The organism is Veillonella infantium (genome assembly GCF_002959895.1).
Classification (GTDB): Bacteria; Bacillota; Negativicutes; order Veillonellales; family Veillonellaceae; genus Veillonella; species Veillonella infantium.
The window spans coordinates 28,880-52,499 of record NZ_PPDD01000015.1; the positions used below are offsets into that span (position 1 = coordinate 28,880).

A 23,620-nucleotide genomic window follows, 5' to 3' on the forward strand; every position below is an offset into this window, starting at 1 on the left:
GGAGGCATTCCTATGTACGTTCATATTGGGGATACCGTTTCCGTGCCTATTGAATCCATCATTACCATGGTGCACGCCAAGGGCGGAAAGTCCCATAAAAGTCCTATTCATCACTATGAAACACTAGAGTATATCGCCATGGTACCAGAGGAGCAAATCAAGACCTATGTGGTCACTGATGATTGCGTTTACGGATCTGGTATTAGCATTAAGACTTTAATGAGGCGAATTGATGAATTTTATAGTATAATAAAGAGATAAGTTTAATCCTGTACATGTGTTGTACCAAATTTCAATCCAGTACAGTGTAATAGATTGTTAGGAGGAGTTTGTTTCATGCCTGAAGAAAATTATGGCGCTCAGAATATACAGGTTCTTGAGGGTCTTGACGCGGTACGTAAACGCCCTGGTATGTACATTGGTAGTACGTCCATTCGCGGTTTACATCACCTCGTTTATGAAGTAGTAGATAACTCTGTAGACGAAGCGCTCGCAGGTTACGCTACACATATCGAAGTATCCATTAATGAAGATAACAGCATCACTGTTGTCGATGATGGTCGTGGTATTCCTACAGGGATGCATGAATCCGGTATGTCTGCGGTTGAGTTAGTATTAACAAAATTGCATGCTGGCGGTAAATTTGGCGGTGGCGGCTACAAGGTATCTGGTGGTCTTCACGGCGTAGGTATTTCCGTAGTAAATGCGTTGAGTGAATGGACTAAGGTTCAAGTAGCTCAAAACGGCATCATTCAAGAGATTTCCTTTGCTCGTGGTCATAAAACTTCCGAGTTACATGAAATTGGCAAAGCAGAAGGTACTGGTACTACAGTTATCTTCAAACCAGATGCTGAAATCTTTGAAACTACTGTATTCAACTTTGATACATTGAAAATTCGTTTACAAGAATTGGCATTCCTTAATAAAGGTCTTCGCATTACATTGAGCGATTTGCGCCAAGAGGAACCTCGTGTTGAAAGCTTCCACTACGAAGGTGGTTTGAGTTCTTTCATTACCTTCTTGAATGAAAATAAAGAAGTAGTAAACCCAACTGTAATTTACATTGAAAATACAAAAGATGACGTAGTAGTAGACGTAGCATTGCAATATAACGATAGCTACAGCGAAAACTTGTTGTCCTTCGTAAATAACATCAACACTGTTGACGGTGGTACTCACCTTTCTGGTTTCCGTGCTGCCTTGACTCGTACCCTCAATGATTACGGTCGTAAATCTGGATTGATCAAGGAAAATGAGTCCAACCTTTCTGGTGAAGACGTACGTGAAGGTTTGACAGCTGTTGTATCTGTAAAAGTATTGGAACCTCAATTTGAAGGCCAAACAAAAACTAAACTTGGCAATAGCGAAGTTAAAGGTATTACAGATGTTATCGTATCTGAAGGTCTTAGAACATTCTTCGAAGAACATCCTCAAGATGCGAAGAAAATCATCGAAAAAGCAACAATGGCAAGCCGTGCTCGTGAGGCTGCTCGTAAAGCCCGCGACTTAACTCGCCGTAAAAATGCGTTAGAAGTATCTAGCCTTCCTGGTAAATTGGCAGATTGCTCCGAAAAAGATACATCTATGACTGAAATTTATCTAGTCGAAGGTGACTCTGCGGGCGGTTCTGCAAAACAAGGTCGTGACCGTCGTTACCAAGCGATTTTGCCATTGCGTGGTAAGATCCTTAACGTAGAAAAAGCGCGCCTTGATAAGATTTTGGCAAATAACGAAATTCGCTCCATGATTACCGCTTTCGGTACTGGCATTGGAGAAGAATTCGATATTACAAAATCCCGTTATAACAAGATCATCATTATGACAGATGCGGACGTTGACGGCGCTCATATCCGTACCTTGTTATTAACATTCTTCTACCGCTATATGAAACCATTGGTAGAGGAAGGTCATATTTACATTGCTCAGCCACCTTTGTACCAAATCAAGAAGGGTAAATCCCATTGGTATGTATACTCTGATGCAGAGCTTACTGCTAAACTTGATGAAGTAGGCCGTGATGGTATTACAATCCAACGTTACAAAGGTTTAGGTGAAATGAACCCTGAACAATTATGGGAAACTACTATGAACCCTGAAAACCGTACGATTTTACAAGTTAGCTTGGAAGATTCCATCGAAGCTGACAAAATTTTTACAGTTCTTATGGGCGATAAGGTAGAACCTCGTCGTAAATTTATTGAAGATAACGCAAAATACGTGCGTAATCTAGATTTGTAAGAGGTGCACCATGGCTGATAATCAAAATAATAACGTAGAGTTTACGTCTAACAAAGATCAACATCTAAAACGTACCCTGAAAGCACGTCATATGAATATGATCGCTCTCGGCGGTGCTATTGGTACTGGCTTATTCGTTGCTGGTGGTGAAGTAGTAAGTACTGCAGGCCCTGGTGGTGCTCTTGTAGCTTATGGCCTCATTGGCCTTATGGTTTACTTCCTCATGACTTCTCTTGGGGAAATGGCTACTTACTTGCCGATTCCTGGTTCCTTCGGGACTTATGCAAAACGCTATGTAGACCCTGCCTTTGGTTTTGCCTTAGGTTGGAACTACTGGTTTAACTGGGCTATTACATTGGCTGCTGAAGTATTAGCAGGGGCGCTCATCATGAAATATTGGTTCCCTGATGTGCCTGCCATCGTATGGTCTGCTCTGTTCTTGCTCGTTTTATTCGGCTTGAACTATTTATCAACTCGTTCCTTTGGTGAAAGTGAATATGTGTTCTCTAGCATCAAGGTTATTACTGTATTCGTATTCCTCTTCTGTGGCTTTATGCTCATCTTTGGCATTGGCGGCACATCCCCAGGATTTACGAACTGGACAGTAGGGGAAGCGCCATTTGTAGGTGGTTGGGAATCCATCCTCGCTATCTTCATGGTAGCTGGTTTCTCCTTCCAAGGTACTGAGCTTATCGGCGTAGCCGCTGGTGAAGCAGAAGACCCTGAAAAGAACGTGCCAAAAGCTATTAACTCTATCTTCTGGCGTATTCTATTGTTCTATATCGGTGCTTTCACAGTTATCGGTTTCTTGATTCCTTATACTGATCCAAATCTTTTGAATTCTAGTGTAGAGAATGTATCTATTTCTCCATTTACACTTGTATTTGACCGCTTTGGTTTTGCCTTTGCTGCTAGCTTTATCAATGCTATCATCTTAACGGCAGTACTCAGTGCTGGTAACTCTGGTCTATATTCTTCTACGCGCATGCTGTACGCACTCGCTAAAGAAGGTCAAGCACCTCAAATCTTTGCTAAGCTTAATAGCCGTGGCGTTCCAGTGCCAGCGTTAGTCTTAACGACTGCAATCGGTTTATTTGCGTTCCTTACAAGCTTCATCGGCGAAGGTACAGCATATACATGGATTGTTAATATTTCTGGTCTATGTGGCTTTATCGCATGGGTTGGTATCGCTGTGTCTCATTATCGTTTCCGCCGTGCCTTCATTGCACAAGGTAGAGATCTTAAAGAATTACCTTACAAAGCGTGGTTGTTCCCAATTGGTCCAATCTTGGCGTTCATTCTTTGCGTCATCATCATTGCTGGCCAAAACTACTCCGCTTTCACAGGCGATACAATCGACTGGTATGGCGTATCCGTTGCGTACATCGGCTTGCCAATCTTCTTCGCAGTATACTTAGGTTACAAATATATCAAGAAAACAAAACTTGTTCCTTTGAAAGAGGTTAACCTAGACCGCGATTTCGATAAATAATAATTGATTCAATTACTATTTAATTAATAAAATAATAAAATCCTACTTAATGATCTTTCCTGTGAAAGTAAATTAAGTAGGATTTTTTTGTATTTATACTAGTTATAATGTATGATATATATATTGGAATTTTAAAATATTAAAAAATAATTTATGTAATAATAAGTTATAAATGACTATATAAAAGTTACTATTTAAGATTCTTAATAATAAATATAGTAAGAATTAATGTGATTAGTATAGGAGAGAATACTATGAAAAAATTTATTACCTTTATATTAGCAGCTATATCAATATTATCTATCTCTATATTATTTACTGGATGTGGAACACAAACAGTAGATGACATAACAGGTGAATATATTTTAGTTAGAGATGGACAGGAGATAAAAGAAGATAACAAACATTATTATCTTATAGTTTTAGAAAAAGATATAACTAAGCAGAATAAACCAGCTATTAAAGTACGTTTTACTGAACAACGATATAATTCAGATTTAGATAAATACTATTATGTAAATCGTGATTTCTATATGGATCCTAAAACATTACAATCATTTGACTCAGAAAAAAATCATTTTAGTATCAATGATAAAAAGAATATTTTAGTAAATAACGTAGAATATAAAAAAATATCATCTAACATGGTAAATAAAGATGATACAAATTATACAGCTCATAATTTAATTCAAGATTTAGTAAAAATACCAAAATTTAATGAATTACATTATAAACGTGAGCGTATACGAGATGAATTCAGCGGTTATAAAACTGAATTAGAAAAACTAGTTTATTATTAATATCAACAAAATAGCAAAGAATAAAATAATCATATAAAAGAGCTGTTCAGTATATACATAATGAACAGCTCTTTTTTGGTGATTGTATTTCTGTGAAAGCCTTGCTATAATTAATCAAAATATATTGTAGTCAATTAGAGAGGATACAATTATGATTATTACTACAACTATGCATATTGAAAATAAACCTGTACAAGAGTACAAAGGTATCGTATTTGGTGAGGTCGTAGAAGGCCGTAACTTTGTGAAAGACTTTATGTCTGGTATTCGCGACATCGTTGGTGGCCGTAGTGGCAGCTATGAAAACTCCTTAATGAATGCACGCCAAGCAGCCCTTGATGAAATGTCTCAACGGGCTTCTAAATTGGGTGCTAATGCTGTTATCGGCGTATCCTTCCAATACAGCACAGTAGGTGCAGAAAATGGTATGCTCATGGTTACATGCAATGGTACAGCCGTTGTAGTTTAATAAGTAAAAAATAGCAGGGTTAAAGCCTTGCTATTTTTTATATGTTAGTCATGTATAAAAGAAATCCCCTAATCAATGTGTAAGCGAGATAGCTTTCACAAAGAATAGGGGATTTTTATTTAGAAAATAAAGGTACTAATGAATCGTAGCTTTTATAGGGCGATTGTACCTATTTTATTTTATACCAACTTGCATACATAACTGGTAATACGATAAGTGTGAGCACTGTTGCCACTAGTAAGCCGCCGCTAAAGGCGATAGCAAGTGGACTCCAGAATACAGATCCCATGAGCGGAATCATGCCTAAAATTGCTGCGATAGCAGTGAGCATGATAGGGCGGAAACGAAGTGTAGCGGAGTTGATAATCGCTTCACGAGGTTTTTGTCCTTCTGCTTTATGGATTTCGATTTGGTCTAACAAGATAATGGAGTTACGAATGATCATACCCGATAGGGCAATGATGCCAAGAATAGCCATAAAGCCCAATGGCGTTCTCGTAATATTTAGAGCCAATACGACGCCGATTAATCCGAGAGGAGCTGTGAGCAAGGCCATGAACATGAGGGCGATACGCTTTAATTGGAACATGAGGATTGTCATGATCACAAAGAGCATAATCGGCATTGGTGTTAACAGATTTTGTACAGCTGTTACGCTCTTTTCAGCGGCCCCATCAAGTTCAATGGTATATCCTGTAGGCAAGGAATCGCGAATGTCTTGTAAGGATTTATACACTTCTTTAGTTTTCGCATTGCCTAAGACGCCAGCATTTACATTAGCGTGAATGCTGATGGTTGGCATCATGTTGCGATGCCAGATGATACCATCCTCTTGAGTCATGGTGATGGTTGCAATTTGGCTAAGCGGTACGTAGGAACCATTGCCTGTTTGAATTGGTAAGGAGGATAGAGCACTTAAGTTGTGTTGTTCATTATCTCCTAACCGGAATGTAACAGGAATTGTTTGGTTACCTTCGTAGTATTCACCAGATTTTGTACCGGATAATAAACTTTGCAAGTGTAAGGATACGGCATAGCTATCGATACCGAGTAAGCGAGCCTTATTAGGATCGATATGAACATTGGCTACTGGTTCTGTATCTGGCCAGTCAAAGGATATGTTATGCAAATCCTTATCGCCTTGCATCTTATCTTTTACCTTGTTGGCAATTTCTTTTACCACCTTTTGATCAGGTCCAGAAACGCGGAGCATAACTGGATACTTGGATGGTGGACCAATTTGTAAGAATTGCGTATTTACAAGTGCAGATGGGAATTCTTCATTTAAGTATGGAGTCAATTCATTGTATAGTTTATCGCGGTCCTCTAAGGATTTAGTAACGATAACGTACTGCAAGAAATTGTTCCGTTGCAATTCCGGTTCCAAGGTGAGGACGAAACGTGGAGAACCTTGTCCGATGTAGGATGTAAAGGTTGAAATATGTTCGTTACCTTGTAAATATTTGTCGATGATCTTCGCTTGATTTGCGGTGTACTCGATGGATGAACTTTGAGGGAATTGCATAGATACTATGATTTCATTACGCGTTGATGATGGGAAAAATTCCTGTTTAATCAATGGTAGTGAAAGTAGAGATAACACAAAGGCACCTAAGGTTATGAGTAATACCACCTTATGATGGCCTAAGGCCCAATGTAACAGTCTTTCAAATTTATCATAGAATGTAACACTGAGCTTGTGCATGATACGGTCTCGTTTGGTCCATTCAGATTCAGGTTTTGGAGCCTTATTTTCGATGATTTTATAACCGAGAACAGGGCTGACGAGAACAGAGGCGAACCAAGATAGGATGAGCGCCATAAATACAACGATGGATAGAGATTTTGTAAACTCTGCTACCATGCCTTCTGCGAGTGCTAATGGTAAGAAGCCAGCACAGGTAATGAGCGTACCAGATAGCATAGGGAATGCTGTCGATTGATAAGCAAAGGTGGCAGATCTAAAGTGACCCCAACCTTCTTCGAGCTTAACGCTCATCATTTCTACAACGATGATGGCATCGTCTACGAGGAGGCCTAGAGCCAGTATTAATGCACCTAGACTAACCTTGTGCAGATAAATGCCATTTTCATACATCAAAATGAATGTGGTAGACACAACGACTGGAATAGTGAGGGCTACGACCACACCTGTACGCAAGCCAAGAGATGCAAAGCTTACGAGCAATACGATGGCGATGGCTTCAAATAAGGATTGTGAGAAGTCCCCAATGGATTCCTTAACAATATGTGGCTGGTTAGATACTTGATCGAGTTCAAGGCCTGCAGGGATGGTTTTCTTCAACTCTGCTAGCTTTTTATCGATAGCTTCACCAAATTCCACATTGTTAGCCCCAGCATCCATGGAGATGGCAATACCGATAGCTGGCTTGCCTTCATAGTAGAATTGAGGATTACTAGGATCTTGGTAGGTCATGGTTACATCAGCCATATCGCCAAGGCGCAAGGTTTGATTGTTGATGCGAATAGGCATATCTTGTACGGCTTGAGGGCTATCGAATAGACCGTTTACTCGAAGATATACATTATTTGTATCCGTTGTAATCATACCAGCTGGTACCATCATACTTTGCTGTTTGATAGCTGTTAACAGCTGTTGTGTACTGATTTTATAGGATGCTAATTTATCCTTATTAATCGTTACATTAAGGGTTTGTTGTTGAACCCCAATAAGGCTGATTTTTTTAACGTTTGGAACAGATAAAAGCTGACGTTTTAAGTCTTCCGCTTGTTGACGCTTTTCTTCATAGGAGAATTCATCTCCACTAATGGCGTAGATAATACCGTATACATCATCGAATCTATCGTTGATAGTCGGCCCTTGAACGCCTTGTGGGAGAGATTTCCATTCGTCGTTAATCATGTTCCGCGCTTCTTCCCAAGCGGGACGAATTTTATCAGATGGTAGATTTTCTTTCAGATTAATATAAATAACTGATTTGCTTCCATCTGTGAAAGATTTTGTATAATCCACGCCAGGTAGGTCGCGCAGTTTTTCTTCTAATTTGTCCGTTACTTGATCCGACATTTCTTGAGGGGAAGCCCCTGGCCAAGCAACGCCGACAACCATGGTTCGCATCGTAAAGTCTGGGTCTTCCATACGCCCCATGTGGTTGTATGAGAAGATACCAAAGGTGAGGAGCACAGCCATGAAGTAGTAGATAATGGACTTGTGTTTGAGGGCCCATTCGGCTAAGTTAAATTGTTTCATTGACTAACCGCCGTCCCTTCTTGTAATTGTTGAGTGCCTGCGGTGATGACAATGTCGCCCTTAGCTAAACCAGATGTAACGATGACGGAGTTTTTACCGAACTCACCAGTCTTAATAGGAACGAGATGAGCCTTTTTATCTCGAATAATATACACTGCATTATTGCCGTTAGAGTCTTTCACAAGAGCTGTCAATGGAATAGAAATATTGGTGCTATCTGTGGTAGATAGATTTGCATTGACCGTCATGCCTAGTTGTACCTCTTTAGGTGGATTTTGTAATGCAATTTTTACCGTATATGTTCTGGCCACAGGGTCAGGAACCGGTGAAATTTCTCGCACCACACCTTGCACGGTTACATCAGGTAGAGCCCAGAATGTAATATTGGCAGGACTACCTACATGAATCTTGGTCATTTCTTGTTCGGGAAGGGCAATGACTGCTTCTGGGTCGTGACCGGCCGCTAAGGTGCCAACGCTTTGACCGGCTGCTACGACTTGGCCTGCTTCAATATTGAAAGCAGTAATAATACCTGTATCAGGAGCCGTCAAATTAGTATAGCTATTTTGATTGCTACTCAAGTTGAGGCTGGCCTGTGCTTGTTGTAATTGAGCAGCTGTCGCATTCAATTGGTTTTCTGCTTGGTCTAATTGCAACTTACTAATCGCTTGTTGAGCATAGAGATCGCGATATCGTTTAGCATTAGTTTCTGCTAATTCATAGGCCGATTGAGCAGCTTTCACAGCACCCTCAGCATTTTGTACTTGAGCTGATGTATCTGAACCATTGATTTGAGCAATTACTTGGCCTGCTTGTACAGTATCACCGACATTGACAAATTTGTTGATGACGCGACCCCCAATTTGAAAGGCTAAGTTTGTTTCCGTTTTATTATGGATGGTGCCTGCATAGCCAGCACTAGTAGTACCAGATTCTTCACCGATGGTGATGGTGCGCACCTTGAGGCTAGTATCCTCAGATTGCTTTTCAGATCCGCAACCACTGATTATAGCAGTTCCTATTAAAAGGGCTCCTATGGTTGCTATGACTTTTTGATTCATAGAATCTCTCCTTTATACCACACATAAGCCCTATGACACAGAACTACACATGAGTAATCATAGGACGATATATTTTATGAAAGTAACTCTAATTTAGCCATTAGAGTTATTTTAGATAATAGCTCTATTAGATTTTATTATATATTTTATACAATTTAATAATACTATATTTATATGTAAACGGCTAGGGGTATATATAAAAAGTGAGTCCTCCATAGGAGAACTCACTCTTTATAAATCTACAATGCTCATAAATCTACAAGCTAGTAGGTATTAATCTTTTTCTTCTGTTTCTTGTATTACGATAGGTTCTTCATAGGTTACAAGAATTTTGTCGATACGGGTGTTATCCATATCTACCACTTCAAAGGTATAGCCATTCCATTTTGCTTTGTCTAATTCTTTTGGAATGCGACCAAAGAGAACGTTTAATAGACCGCCCATTGTTTTGTACAAGTCTTTTTCTTCGCCTGGTAATTCTTCATCGATGTGGAAGAATTCTTTAAATTCGTCTACGTCGAGAAGGCCATCTACAAGCCAGGAGCCGTCTTCACGTTCGATGATTTTATTTTCTTCTTCCTTGATTTCTTCTTCACCGGAAGGCATGAGACCTACGATTTCTTCCATAATATCATGTAATGTTACAAGACCGCTAAAACCGCCATACTCGTCGAGAACGATCGTTTCATGGACGCCTTCTGTACGGAGTACATTCAACAATTTCATGAGTGTAATGGATTCTGGAATGAGTAATGGTTCTTTCAAACAAGATTCAATAATATCATGAATAGAGCGTTCGCTAGGACGTTGCATAATTTGAACTAATACGTCAGATACGGTAATGAGACCTTTTAATTCATCTAAGGAATCGGTACCTACAGGGATGCGGTAATGGTTGGCATTTTTGAGGACTTCCATAATTTCGTCCTCTGTGCCATTAAGGTCGATCCATTTAAGCTGTGTACGAGGTGTCATGATGTCACCAGCGTTCATATCTGCTAGGTGGAAGATATTTTCCACGAGGATAGGTTCCTCTTCTTCATACGCACCCATGGCAACGCCTTCGGTGAGCATCTTGTTAATTTCAGACTCTGTAACAGGAGCCTCTTCTTTCACAGTCACGCCTAGTAATTTTAAGAGGAATTCTGTGGAAACGCCGAGGAAGCTAACGATAGGTTTCAATGCTACAGACAACCAATAAATCGGTTTTGCTACTACTACGGCGATGCTTTCAGGACTATTTAAAGCCAATCGTTTTGGCACGAGTTCGCCAATAACGAGGGATAAATAGGTGATGATAGCAACGATGAGTAAGGAGCTAATGGATGCTGCATAGGGCTCAATACTTGGAATATTAGCTACTAAAATCTCTTCTAATGGACCAGAGAAGGTCGCACCAGAATATAAACCAGTTAAAATACCAACGAGAGTAATACCAATTTGAATAGTAGAAAACATATTATTTGGATTCTCTGCTAATTCAAAGGCTTTTTTAGCACGCTCATTGCCTGCCTCTGCCATTTCTTCGAGTTTACGTTTTTTAGCATTGACGATGGCCAATTCCGTCATAGAAAATAAGCCGTTTGCTATGATTAATACGACGATAATTATAAAATCTAAGGTCAGATCACTGTCCATGTAAATAGATACTCCTTTTTATATAATTCTGCACATGAGAATATTAAAATATTACTCTTTAGTATACCATATTAGCATCAATAAATGTTTGTATACAATAAAAGCACCCAAAAGGGTGCTTTTATTGTGTCACTACATCTGCAAGTGGCTAGATAGATACTTTCGTCAGTAACTAGCACAGAAAAAGGAGGGCTGCCACCCTCCTCTTTTGTTTTGCATGCATTAAAATGCTTACAAAATATTTATTTCCTTTATCTATTATTATATTACACAATTTACTATTATTTGTAAATAATACTAGATACATATAATATATAAGATATGACTAGTCATTAGCAATAGTATGGCTTATATAAGATAGATAATTATTTTAATAGGAACTACATATGACAAGTGAACAGGAATGGGAACAGGTTTTACAAATAAAGACAGCAGGCCGTGACGATAGTCGGTCTGATACGGAGCATCATCCGTACGAGCCCACAGATTATTGCGTCCTAGAGCGCTTGGCGAACAGCGGTCATATTCGCAAGAAACATACTCTCATCGACTATGGCAGTGGCAAGGGTCGCGTTAGCATTTTTATGGCTTACCAAACGGGCTGTCATTCCATCGGTATCGAATACGATGAACGATTATATGAAAAGGCTTTACTCAATGGTGAAAGCCCAGCAGCGCGGAATCGGGTGAGTTTTGTGCATGGTGATGCGGCGCTCTATGAATTACCAGCTCAAGCAGATCGATGCTTTTTCTTTAATCCCTTTGCGCTCCATACGATTAAGCGCGTTCTAGGAAATATCTTTGATTCCTTATACCATCATCCTCGTGAGATTAAGCTTTTTTTCTACTACGTAAATGACGAGGTAGAAAACTTCTTAAATAACCATGTGCGACTCGAACAGGAAGAACCTATCGATTGTAGCGATCTCTTTGAAGAAAAGGATGCAAAGGAACGAATTTTAGTGTATTCAGTTAACTTTATTTAGTATGTAAGAAACCTCAATGTTGAAGGCTTGTTTTAGGGGCTCTAAATTTGTACGACTAGAACATAATTCAAATTGAGGTTTTATTCTATTTTTAAGAAACTTTCACCTATATTATTAAGGAAAAAGCAGATAAATTCTGATATAATAATATATTAGAGATTATAAAATCGATTTATTTTTTACGGTTCTATACATTGATTCGTATGTGCTAGTTTAGCGGGTAGGGATGAGTGTATTGAATACAGGAGGTATGCATGGAACTCATCGATACAGCGTTGATTGAACGCATTCGCAAGTCCTTAATTAAACGATATGATCGAGATCAACAAATTCAACAAATGATTGAAGAAATTGGTGCCGAAGAGGGACTCAATGAAACTGAATTGGCTATTGTTTACCAAGCTTATTTAGAGGTTAAGGAACGCATATACTATACATCCTCTCTCGTCGATTTGTGGAATCAAATTGAAGAGGTTCAAAAACGGATGTCCATGTTGCATACCTATGATTCTCTTGAAGAGGATTTGTTTGGCAATGTGTTAGGCGACGATAAAGAGAATATCATCATTTCTGATGGATCTTATCTTGGCAAGGGTGCTAGTCATAATAACGATGTATACGCTATGGAACAGGTCCAATTATCGGATATTCCTGTGCAGCATGATTCTACAGTGGGCATGAACCATATTAAATTGAACGAATTGCATTCTATGGGTGGTCTTTTTACAGGATCTGGTGAAAGCTCCCAACATGAGATATCGGACCTTGATGAAGACATTGTAGAGCATATGGATGTAAATCCACTAGATGGCGTGGAAAGCTTAGAAGTCCATCACTTAGATGATGAAAATCCTTTTGATAATGATGATTTGGAAGAAATGTTAGCATCTAAGAATAAAGATAAAGATTCTAAAAAAGAAGATAAATCTCATAAAAAAGATAAGAAATTAGAGGAAGAAGATGTATTGGATGATGACGATATGTCCTCTATTGATCCATATACAGCAGTAAATGCTTTATTATTCGGTAAGTCTGGCTTAGATTCAGATAAAGCCAATAAGAAGATGGAAAAGCTTCTTAAAAAACAATTGAAACGCGTAGATGATGAATGGGCGCGTATCAATGGAACTGACGATACATCTAAAAAATCTAAGGATTATAAAAAATTCAAAGAAGATAAGAAATCTAAGGGAGACAAGAAATCCAAAGAGGATAAAAAGTCTAAAGAGGATAAAAAGGACAAAAAATATAAAAAGTCCAAAGAAGATAAACATTCCAAATCCAAAGAAAAATTAAAGAAAAAGAAAGATAAGACTGAAAAGAAGCTTAAAGTCTTGAACGATAAGTTAAAAACAGTATTTTTGGCGGATACTTTCAAGAAAAAAGATAAGAAGAAAGACAAGAAAAAGGATAAAAAGTCCGAAAAGGATACATCCGAAAAAAAGCAAAAACGATAGTTTCTGTATGGAATAGTAATGCCTCTGAACAGGGGGCCAAGGAGAGTGCTAGTGCTAAGAAATTAGCCGGTACTGGGACTATCGACCGTGGATGCGGTAAATGCAAGCGATGTAAGGGACCTAAGTGTAAGAAATATCCAATATAATTACAGTTAGGTAGTATAGAGTAGTTACGTTATATAAAGAACAGTAGGGGTTAATGATGAACCGATGGCAACGATTATTTGAAGGCATAAAGACAGAGATTAAGGTGTTTATCTTTTTCTCTGCTTTATTGACTGCATTTAGAATCGTATTTCTTGCAGTATTTCAATCACAACTAGCTTCTGTGACGATGGAGAATATTCTTACGTCCTTATGGCTAGGCTTTAGATTGAGTCTCAAGACCGTCGGTTCTTTGTGTTTACTAGGCTTTTTAGGAGGCACATTGGTACATACCTTTGTACCTAAATGGCCGTCCATGCGCATTAAACAGGTTGTATATTCTATTGCCACTGTATTGTTGACCTTCCTATTCTTAGGCCGCATTCCGTTCTACAAAATATTCAATTCCTCTTATAATGCGATGCTCATCAATGGTAAAAATGATGATATAGGTGCCATTGTAAATACGGCGATTAATGAATATAACGCCCTCATGTACATTGTTGGAGCCGTTGTGTTGAGCGCAGCCCTTTGTTATTTCCTCGTTAAATTCTTGGCGTGGGGTACAAAGAAATATAGTGATTACGTTGATACTCAATTAGTTTGTCCTACTTGGTATCCAAAGACTAAGAAAACACAATGGATCACAGGCATTGGATTGACTGTAGTTATCGGTGTATTAGGTCTGTTCTTTAGATTTGGTGGTGCTTTTAACTATACGAATTCCATTAACTGGGAAAGTGCGGCGCGCCTCAGTTCTAATTTATTAAACGAAACTATCCTCGACGATGTGCAGGCTCTTTATCGTGTTAAAAGCATTGCAAAACGCGCGGAGGAGTTAGAGGTTATCAACTTAACCCCTCAAGAATTGAGTGAGAAAATCAGTGCCATTGGTGGAACATTTAATGGTAAGGATTTTGATGGTTCTTTCACAAGAACTATTACGACAGAGCGTTTAGCGGAGCAACCACAGTCCATCAATATCGTTCTCGGTGAATCCTATGGTTTGTGGCCATTCCTCGCTGAATACAATGAACCTGGTGCGTATCTCGTTGAACAAGGTCGTAAATACGCTGCCAGTCCTCAAGCGATGAGCACGCAGCTCGCTCTTGCCCAAGGTACAGGCACTATGCCTGCTATCAATGGTTTACTCACAGGTATGCCTGACACAGGTCTATATCCTAATTACGAAGGTGAAAGTTTCAAACAACCGTATGGCTTAGGAATTGGTTCTGTTATGAAAAAGCTAGGCTATAAAACTGTATTCTGGTACGGTGGCTTTAGTACATGGCAAAATGTGAAGAACTTCGTCTTGTCTCAAGGTTTTGATGAATTCCATGATGCGTCTGAAATGCCAAGTGAAGAAGGCAATGCATGGGGGGTAGCGGATAAGGATATGTTTAAAGCCATTTCCGCTTACATGGATCAACATAGAGGGGAAAAAATCCTCAATGTTATTATGACCACATCTAATCATCCTCCATATAGCGTTAATGTCGCTAAAGAAGGCTATGATGTGAATAAGGTAAAAGGCCATTTGCCTGATACAATTGCAGAAACTGATAAGCAATTGAACGAAATGGGCCATATTTGGTATGCAGATCACGTGATGGGCGAATATATCGCTAGTGAAGAAAAAGCAGATCCATCAGCGCTCTTCGTTATCACTGGGGACCATAGCGAACGATTTACATTTGCCCGCGAAGTAAGTCCTAATGTGGCATCTACGATTCCCATTATCTTCTACGGTCGCGGTATTCATAAAGACTGGCTTGCTCCTAATGCGTTTGGCATGAGCATTCAAATCATTCCAACCTTGGCAGAACTAGCGGGGCGACCTGGTCAAACCTATGAAGCGATGGTGCCAAGCTTGTTTACACAAGAGGAATTTGTCTTTAACCATAGACTATATCTAGATAACAGTGGCAAACTTATAGAACAAGGCACAAATATGCCTAAAGCCTATGGTGATGTGATTAAGAACATGCGCGAACTAGCGGCGTGGCGTATTAAGCATGGGGATAGTATTCAATAATTTTTTATACGATATATATGGTAGATATCATATTTGTATCTACCATATGTATCTACATAGTGAATTAACGGGATTTGTAAGTTAAAGGATGATCTATGAGCACTGTGACGGCTATTATCTTAGCTCGCAACGAAGAAAAACATATTGTAGATTGTATTAAAAGTATTCAATTTGCTGATGAAATATTAGTTATTGATGATGGAAGTACAGATCAAACGGTACCTCTTGCTACTAATTTGGGGGCTAAAGTTATACCACATCCTCTGAATGGAGATTGGTCACAACAACGGAGATTTGGTATATCTCAAGCAAATTCTGAATGGATTCTATTTATAGATTCGGATGAGCGTGTATCTCCTCAATTAGCAAAATCAATCCAAGAATCTATTAAAGGAGAGCCAAAGGCCTATTGGCTACGAAGATATAATTTATTCCATCACAATCCAGCTACGCATGGCGTAGTAAGACCTGATAAGGTTTTGAGATTAATGCCTCGTGAAGGGGCTACAGTGGAGGGGGCAGTCCATGAGACTTTTATTAGTCCTTATCCACAAGCTACATTAGAAGGTAAATTGTATCATTACACTTATGATAACTGGCATCAGTTTTTTGAAAAGTTCAATAAATACACTACAGCAGCGGCCAACAAGTACAAGAATCAAGGGAAATCTTGTAGTTTTTTAGGGGATATTATATTGCGTCCAACATGGGCATTTTTTAAGATATATATTTTGCAAGGTGGCATATTAGATGGAAAAATAGGTTTTCTATTATCTATCTACCATATGATGTACACCATGACGAAATATGTAAAATTATATTATTTAAACAAATCTAATGGGCAATTATAATCAGTAATTTAGTATAGTAGATTACTATGGGGAATTATTGTTCTTGAAGTAGATATGGAAGTATGAATGAGTGAACAATTTTTTCTATCCCTACAACAAAATATAAAACTAATGCTTTGGGCTCCTATATTGAGCACCATCTTTCGAATCATATTCATGATTGTGTATAATCCTTATCCCACATGGAAGGGACGCTGGAAATCTGTATTAGGTTCATTGCGTTATGGCTTTTGGTGGGGCATGGATTTTGATGCTTATGTATTCTTACTACCCTTAGTATTGGTGACGCTCCCTGCATTATTATTTGATGGGTATTACCAAATAGAAGATACTGTACGGTTAGTGGGATTAACTATTTATTCCTGCATACTTTACGCAGCTTTTGCAGGAAAAATGATTTTTTATAAGCATTTCCATGATACGTATAACTATATGGTTCATTATGGAAATCATGCAGAGAAACGTAATTTGATTGATGTATTCTTTAATCAAGATCGAGGAATTCTCGTCATTTTAGGCTTGATTCCTATTACGTTTATATCCTGGTACATGGGAGATTTCTTCTTATCCTTGCCATCTATACCTTATCCAACTATTGAAGGAACTTGGCCTACTGTAGCTTGGAATATAGGTCTTGTGGCTGCCTCCGTTTTGGGGTTTTATTGGTTCCGCTATGGTGGAACCTTATCTCATGATGATAAACCAGAATGGGATACGATTCCTACAGTGGTAAAAGAGGATATATTCTTTGCTCGTGCTACAGTGCCAGATCTATGTGCCTTAGAAACGGTGCTAAAACATCCCCTTCGTGATGAATATACCGCATCTGCTGAGGACATTGATGACGCGATTCACCGTATTGTTCCTAAGGAATATAAAGATTCTTGGCAGGATTTGAATACACCGCTTCATGCATTCAAGCGCGTTGCATCAGGTCCTCGTATTGATAAACCACAACATATATTCTTTATTGTTGGTGAAAGTATCCCACAATGGTCTCTTGATAAACCTTATAAGGAACTTAATATATGTCCTGGTTTATGGGATTTTAAAGATAATCCACATACGGCACAAGTACCTAATTTCTTGCCTGCCGGTAATGTATCTCGTCCATCCATTGTGAGTCTGTTATCTGGTGTCTATGATGCGGGTATGGAAATCAATGAACGGGAAGCCTTCTGGCATGAATCATTGCCGACTTCTTTGGCATCTCAAATGAATCGTTTAGGTTATGATACGATTTATTGGTATGGTGGCAATGCATCGTATGGTAACTTTAATCACTTTGGTAAGGCTCAAGGATTTAATCGCGTAGAAAGTGCTTCCGTTTTTTGTGGTCCCCATGCACCTAAGACTTGGGTAGGCGTTTATGACCATGTATTTTTAGAACATATTGAAGAGAAAATCAAATCTTTAGAACATCCTACATTCCATTTTATTTATACTACATCCAATCATGGTCCATATAAAATGGAGGATTCCTTATTAGATTATGATCCTGAACAGGTGATGCCAAACCTTGGAGATGATCTGAAATCTAACAAGAAACGTAATAAAGAATTGGCTACCTATCGCTATAGTGATAAGGCGATTTTTAACTTTGTGCATGCTATGAAAGAGGCTTTTCCTGATAGTTTATTCGTTGTCACTGGTGACCACTCGAATCTATTTGGGTCTTTGAATAATACATCTTTAATTCAACGGGACTATACCTTACGCGACACATTCTGTACCGTAGGATTATTGCAACATCCTGCTTTCACCAAGAATAGTATTACGGCGCCTATAGGCACGCATATGAGCCTCATGCCTACCATTATTGAAGCCATTGCACCAAAGGGTTTCGAATACTATTCCATCGTACCGTCCTTGTTTGATGAACAACCAGATACATTAGTTACACCGTATCAATGGATTACACCTCATATGATGGGCGATGTTCGTATGGATTATGGTGAAAGTAACATACCGTCCTATAAACCGGTTGAGCCAATTCGCCCTATTAATAATCATGGGGACGATGCGCGAGATTGGACAATGTTGACCATGTGGCTCATTAACCATGAGGACAGCATGAATAAGTCGTAGTATAATTAAATGATAATAGTCTATTGATGTATATGTAATCACTATTTCGTATACATCAATAGATGCTACTATATGTGTATTGATATGTGTATGATAGGAGGAACCTATGTCTATAATCAATGTTGTAGGCGCCAAAATTTGGGGTGGCGGTGAACAATATGTATATGATATTTGTAAGCAATTACAACAACGACATAGGACTGCGTATATCTTAGTGGACCAATCGAATGAAGATATGCAATCTCGGTATGCCCAAGTGGGCCATGTGATGACTGCTAATCTCTATACCTTGAAGGGTTTTCTATCTGTTAATGCCGTGGCTAAACAGATGAAAGAACAGGGGATTAATACGATTGTATGCCACTCTGGTAAATATATCTTATTCTGTATTGCTCTTAAGCAGTTAACAGGTGCTAAATTGGTGTTTATAAAGCATAATCTTGTACCTGGTAAAACCGATATATATCATAGATGGATTAATGCACAAGTAGATGCCTTCGTTTGTGTGTCTAAACTTGTTTATGACGATCTTATGACGCCTGCTATTAAGGATACTAGCAAATACCATGTTGTATATAATGGTATTGATCCGAACCGATTCCAGTCTTTTTCAGATGCTGTTCCCATGAAGTATAAGGTTAGAACCTTTGGATATAGTGCGCGTATAACAGAACGAAAAGGTTTGTATCTGATTTTAAGTGCTCTGGAACAGATTCATCAAAACAATCCCGATGTTCGATTGATTATATCGGGGGCTGGTACAGAGGATCAAATTAAGAAATTAAAAGATTATATACATGCACATCAAATGCATTCTTATGTTGAATTTATAGGCTTTACACGAGATATTGAAGGTTTATATAGATCCATAGATTGCTTACTATTGCCAACGATAACGCGTGAAGCCTTTGGTCTCGTTATTTGTGAGGCTATGTATTGCGGTGTACCAGTCATTACAAGTGGCTCTGGGGCTCAGCGAGAAATCATAGACGATGGTGAATCTGGCTTTATTGTAGATCCGCTGAATGAACACAGCTTACAACAAGCCATGGAACATGTGATGAGTGATGCTGTAGATTTGCCAAATATCATCACAAAGGCACGACAAGTTGTGGAACAGCGATTCATTGTTAATCGTGTGGCAGATGAATTAGTTACGATTATAGATAATTTACACTCCACTAATAAGTAATGATAAGGTTTGGTAGTTTTTCAGTGGATAGGAGTTTGAGATGGGATATTTAGAAACACAATGGCAGCGAGGTCGTAAGATTTACGGCAAACGTAGTTGGAGGGAAACACGACGCACTTTCCTTCATACAATGCGCTCTATCCGCAATAAACGAGAAATAGAGGCACTAGAGAACTATTTTGCAAGCTATACGCCAGATCCAACATTATTAGACCGTCAAGTTGGTCTATTTGAGTTAATGACGCGATATTTCTTGTTTAAAAGCTCAACACCACAGGAACGATTAGAGGCTATTATTAATCATTTTGATTATTTGAAAGATGTGTTTACAGATGAAGCCATTCGCGAAATGTACTCTGTAGATCCAGATAATATTTATGACGATGTAAGTCGTATGAATCGTGGCTTTATCGTATGGGAATCAGAAGACCTTGATATGGTGGCCCGTTTATATTATGGACCGGGTCAACGAAAAGAAGGTTTTTTAACCTTGTTGTTAACCTTGGGTAAACAAGGCGTATATCATGCTAACTTCCGCTTTGGTAAAGGTTTTAATGGGGAACCTGCTATGTGGATTGGCACGATTCAAGGATATAAAGATGGCCTTGATAATGCTAAAACAGTTACTAAAAAGATGTTTGGGTATCGACCAAAAAACTTTATTATGTTCCTATTACGCCATATTGCGGTCCTTTGTAAGGTCGAATCCATTTATGCCGTATCTGATGAAGGCTTCTATGCAAATACCCATTTAGTACGCGGCCATCGCGCTAAGGTAGCTGAGCTAGATCCATTGTGGGAGGAATCTGGTGGTGTTGTATGTAGTGATGACCGTTTCTTCAACATTCCATTAGAGGAATATCGTAAACCTATTGAAGAAATTAAATCACAAAAACGTAGCCAATACAGAAAACGCTATGAATTACTCGATCAATATGAGCAAGAGATTCAAGATCATCTGAAACCATTGTTACGTGTAAAATAGATATCTATAAAATAGATGTTAATATGATGAAAATTAGATTGTAACTATGTAGGTGAAAAGGGGTTAGTATGCAATCTTGGATAATTAAGAATTCTGAAATGGTGCTGACCGTACTCATTTCACTGATGATATGTACGACGCGGTCATCTATGGCACTAGGGAATTTAATATATAGCCTTATTATATTGATGACCTTAGTAACTTGTTGGTATAGACGACATGAAATCTCTGTACCACAGTCCATACGCCAATATGGATGGGCCTATGTAGGCATGTTACTATGCGTATTGCCGTCCGCATTAATCAGCAATGATATAGCGGTGACTACTAAATATTTCTTTAATATTTGGGTTTGGAAGGTATTAGTCATCGTACCAATTCTGTTATTTATTAAAAGTTCTCGCAAATTATACGCTATATTATCAGTATTCTTTGTATATATGGGTATCGATGCTGTATCTGCCTTTGCACAGTATCTATTGGGCTATAATTTAGGTCCAGGAGGTCGTGCAGGTGGTGTCATTCATGGCTCTATGATGGGGCTAGCCATGTTGTTAACATTGGCCTTTCCATTGGCTTTAATTGCCGCTTATGATAAAGCATTTCCTTCATATGTAAGAAAATTAGCTGTATTCTCTTTATTTGGTATGTTATTGGGGATGTGGGGTAATCAAAGCCGTGGTTCTTGGTTATTTAATGGTATTAACGGTGTACTCATAACATTACGTTATTGCTTTGTTAATATTCGCTATATATTGGTACTACTTGTAGCCGTTGTAGGTATAGGATATGCATTTAGTAGTAATCAAGCCTATGTAGCTCGTTTTGAAAGTACTTTTAATATAAGCACAGATGGTTCAAATTTGGGCCGTATTTATGTATGGGAAGCAGATAAGCAAATGATTATGGATCATCCTGTAACAGGTGTTGGTCCTGGATTATGGCAAAAAACATATCGAGAACACTATAAATTAAAACAAGAAACTCAAGATTTAGGCCATTCTCATAATAATCTATTGCAAATAGCCTCTGAATCTGGCATATTAGGCCTCATTGGATTCTTAGGATTTTCATTCTTTATATTCTGTAAATCTTTGATACATTATGTTAAATCAAGAAACCCTTATGATTTATCAATAATGGTAGGCTTTATTAGCTATTTGTTCTTGTTTGGATCTATAGATTATACATGGGGAAATTCATCGGGGATCCGCATGTTTTGGATTGTTATGGGCATCATGATTCAATTGAAAATAAATGAGAATCACAAGATTATTTAGGAAATATTTACGTATTATTTAATTGATTTTTATGTCTGATTTAAATAGACTGAAAATCTCCAAAAAACTACATAAAAGATAGCTAAAATCTATGTTTTTTCATAGTTTTAGATATTTGAATATGATACAATATAAGTAAATATTGGTACATTGTATTCGTATGATAGAGAGGTTGTTTTCTTTAAAATTAATTGAGAAAACAACCTCTTTTTTAAAAATTGGGGTATTAGTATGAATAGTTCTGGATATAACAATAACAATAAGTTGCTTATCAGCAAAATCATAGTGCTGATAGCAGATTATGTTTCTATTGTGTTAGGTACATTAGCAGCCTATCATCTACGTTTAAATTTGCCATTTTTACCGGTAAGTCCACATTTTAAGGTAGATGAAATCTATGTATATGGCGTTATACCTTTCGTATTCTTAGCTATATTGCTTCTAAATAATGCCTATTCTGTAGTATCTCCGTATTGGGATACTATGAAGAACTTATTCCGTAGCATTACCATCGGTGTTGTTGTATCTATTGTGCTCATGTACACAGGACACGTAATCAACGATGTATCTCGTCTCTTTGTTGTATTTGCCTATGTATTCATGTTGCTCTTTATCTTTAGCTCCCGTTTTATTGTAGGTAAGATTCTTTCTAAGGCCGGATACTTAACGATACCAGTTTTATTAGTTGGTGCAGGTAAAACAGCAGAGCTCGTAAAGAAATCCTTAGATCGCATGCCAATTGCTACGTACAAGATTATTGGTTATGTAGATGATAATCCTAAATCCTCTGCCATTCCTAAAGAATATCCATGTTTAGGTGCTTTTTCCGATGTTGAAAGAGTTATTAAAGATACAGGTGTACAAACAGTCCTTATATGTGCACCAGGGCTAGAACCTAAAAAGTTAGTATCATTGGTCAATCAATTGCAATTATTGGTAAAACGCGTAGCCTTTGTGCCTGAGTTATTTGGTTTACCAGCAAGTAATATTACGGCTCGTGGCATGATGGAAGAGCAAGCCGTTGTACTGCGCGTACAAAATAACTTAGCTCGCAAGTCTAACCGTATTATGAAGCGCATCTTTGATATTGTAGCTACCGTATGTGGGGGCCTCTTAATTTTGCCAATCCTCGCCATCGTAGCCATACTGATTTATCTAGATTCTCCAGGTCCTATCGTATTTGGACACAAGCGCGTTGGCCAAGGTGGTAAAGAGTTCCCATGCTATAAATTCCGCTCTATGGTGCCGAATGCACAAGAGGCATTAGAGGTATATTTGAAAGAAAATCCTGCAGCTCGTGAGGAATGGGAACGAGATTTCAAATTAAAAGATGATCCTCGTGTTACAAGAATTGGTAAATTCCTTCGTAAAACGAGTCTTGATGAATTGCCACAATTGTGGAATGTTCTCGTTGGGGATATGAGCCTTGTAGGTCCTCGTCCTATCGTGCGCGATGAAATCGTGAAATACGGTGACTATATCAACGACTTTTACCTTGTACCACCAGGAATTACTGGTGTATGGCAAGTTAGCGGTCGTAGCGATACTACCTATGAAGAGCGTGTATTAATGGACTCTTGGTATGTTCATAACTGGTCCGTGTGGATCGATATTGTATATCTTTTGAAAACTGTGTTGGCTGTCGTTAAATCGAAAGGGGCTTATTAGTCGG

17 protein-coding genes are annotated in these 23,620 nt (G+C 38.4%); 14 read left to right on the forward strand and 3 right to left on the reverse strand.

Features of this window, described 5'->3' with window-relative positions; all coding sequences use genetic code 11:
* Positions 1-12: 12 nt before the first annotated feature.
* From VCHSUH03_RS09275 to VCHSUH03_RS09295, 5 genes are all read left to right on the forward strand, one after another.
* Positions 13-261: a DUF370 domain-containing protein gene (locus VCHSUH03_RS09275; protein ID WP_105086251.1), complete on the forward strand. Its 249-nt coding sequence runs from the start codon at positions 13-15 to the stop codon at positions 259-261.
* 75 nt (positions 262-336) lie between these two features.
* Positions 337-2,238 carry a DNA topoisomerase (ATP-hydrolyzing) subunit B gene (gene gyrB / locus VCHSUH03_RS09280; RefSeq protein ID WP_105094812.1) on the forward strand — a complete coding sequence of 634 codons (1,902 nt, stop codon included), beginning with the start codon at positions 337-339 and terminating at the stop codon, positions 2,236-2,238.
* 10 nt (positions 2,239-2,248) lie between these two features.
* Complete coding sequence (locus tag VCHSUH03_RS09285; RefSeq protein ID WP_105094813.1) at positions 2,249-3,730, forward strand: amino acid permease; 1,482 nt, start codon at positions 2,249-2,251, stop codon at positions 3,728-3,730.
* Between the two features lie 254 nt (positions 3,731-3,984).
* Complete coding sequence (locus tag VCHSUH03_RS09290) at positions 3,985-4,530, forward strand: hypothetical protein (protein ID WP_105094814.1); 546 nt, start codon at positions 3,985-3,987, stop codon at positions 4,528-4,530.
* 151 nt (positions 4,531-4,681) lie between these two features.
* Positions 4,682-4,999: a YbjQ family protein gene (locus VCHSUH03_RS09295; protein WP_105094815.1), complete on the forward strand. Its 318-nt coding sequence runs from the start codon at positions 4,682-4,684 to the stop codon at positions 4,997-4,999.
* Positions 5,000-5,168: 169 nt separating this feature from the next.
* Here VCHSUH03_RS09295 and VCHSUH03_RS09300 read toward each other — a convergent pair whose 3' ends face one another.
* The 3 genes from VCHSUH03_RS09300 to VCHSUH03_RS09310 form a co-directional block, all read right to left on the reverse strand.
* Entirely contained in the window at positions 5,169-8,231 is a 3,063-nt protein-coding gene (locus VCHSUH03_RS09300; RefSeq protein ID WP_105094816.1) for an efflux RND transporter permease subunit, read from the reverse strand.
* Complete coding sequence (locus tag VCHSUH03_RS09305; protein ID WP_105094817.1) at positions 8,228-9,292, reverse strand: efflux RND transporter periplasmic adaptor subunit; 1,065 nt, start codon at positions 9,290-9,292, stop codon at positions 8,228-8,230. The genes VCHSUH03_RS09300 and VCHSUH03_RS09305 overlap by 4 nt, the downstream gene beginning before the upstream one ends.
* 273 nt (positions 9,293-9,565) lie before the next feature.
* Positions 9,566-10,930, reverse strand: a complete 1,365-nt coding sequence (locus VCHSUH03_RS09310; protein WP_105094818.1) for a hemolysin family protein — start codon at positions 10,928-10,930, stop codon at positions 9,566-9,568.
* A 386-nt stretch (positions 10,931-11,316) separates the two neighbouring features.
* Here VCHSUH03_RS09310 and VCHSUH03_RS09315 point away from each other — a divergent pair, with 386 nt between their 5' ends.
* The 9 genes from VCHSUH03_RS09315 (at position 11,317) to wbaP (ending at position 23,616) form a co-directional block, all read left to right on the forward strand.
* Entirely contained in the window at positions 11,317-11,916 is a 600-nt protein-coding gene (locus tag VCHSUH03_RS09315; protein ID WP_105094819.1) for a class I SAM-dependent methyltransferase, read from the forward strand.
* A 254-nt stretch (positions 11,917-12,170) separates the two neighbouring features.
* Positions 12,171-13,373, forward strand: a complete 1,203-nt coding sequence (locus VCHSUH03_RS09320; protein ID WP_133159305.1) for a transcriptional regulator — start codon at positions 12,171-12,173, stop codon at positions 13,371-13,373.
* Positions 13,374-13,572: 199 nt separating this feature from the next.
* Entirely contained in the window at positions 13,573-15,552 is a 1,980-nt protein-coding gene (locus tag VCHSUH03_RS09330) for an LTA synthase family protein (RefSeq protein WP_105094820.1), read from the forward strand.
* Between the two features lie 95 nt (positions 15,553-15,647).
* A complete protein-coding gene (locus tag VCHSUH03_RS09335; protein WP_105094821.1) occupies positions 15,648-16,403 on the forward strand; it encodes a glycosyltransferase family 2 protein in 756 nt (251 codons plus the stop codon).
* A 66-nt stretch (positions 16,404-16,469) separates the two neighbouring features.
* Positions 16,470-18,491 carry an LTA synthase family protein gene (locus tag VCHSUH03_RS09340; protein WP_105094822.1) on the forward strand — a complete coding sequence of 674 codons (2,022 nt, stop codon included), beginning with the start codon at positions 16,470-16,472 and terminating at the stop codon, positions 18,489-18,491.
* A 106-nt stretch (positions 18,492-18,597) separates the two neighbouring features.
* On the forward strand, positions 18,598-19,683 hold the full coding sequence (locus VCHSUH03_RS09345; protein WP_105094823.1) for a glycosyltransferase family 4 protein: 1,086 nt from the start codon (positions 18,598-18,600) through the stop codon (positions 19,681-19,683).
* Between the two features lie 40 nt (positions 19,684-19,723).
* Complete coding sequence (locus VCHSUH03_RS09350) at positions 19,724-20,668, forward strand: VirK/YbjX family protein (protein WP_105094824.1); 945 nt, start codon at positions 19,724-19,726, stop codon at positions 20,666-20,668.
* Positions 20,669-20,736: 68 nt separating this feature from the next.
* Complete coding sequence (locus tag VCHSUH03_RS09355) at positions 20,737-21,948, forward strand: O-antigen ligase family protein (protein WP_105094825.1); 1,212 nt, start codon at positions 20,737-20,739, stop codon at positions 21,946-21,948.
* Positions 21,949-22,179: 231 nt separating this feature from the next.
* Positions 22,180-23,616 carry an undecaprenyl-phosphate galactose phosphotransferase WbaP gene (gene wbaP / locus VCHSUH03_RS09360; RefSeq protein ID WP_105094826.1) on the forward strand — a complete coding sequence of 479 codons (1,437 nt, stop codon included), beginning with the start codon at positions 22,180-22,182 and terminating at the stop codon, positions 23,614-23,616.
* Positions 23,617-23,620: the final 4 nt, after the last annotated feature.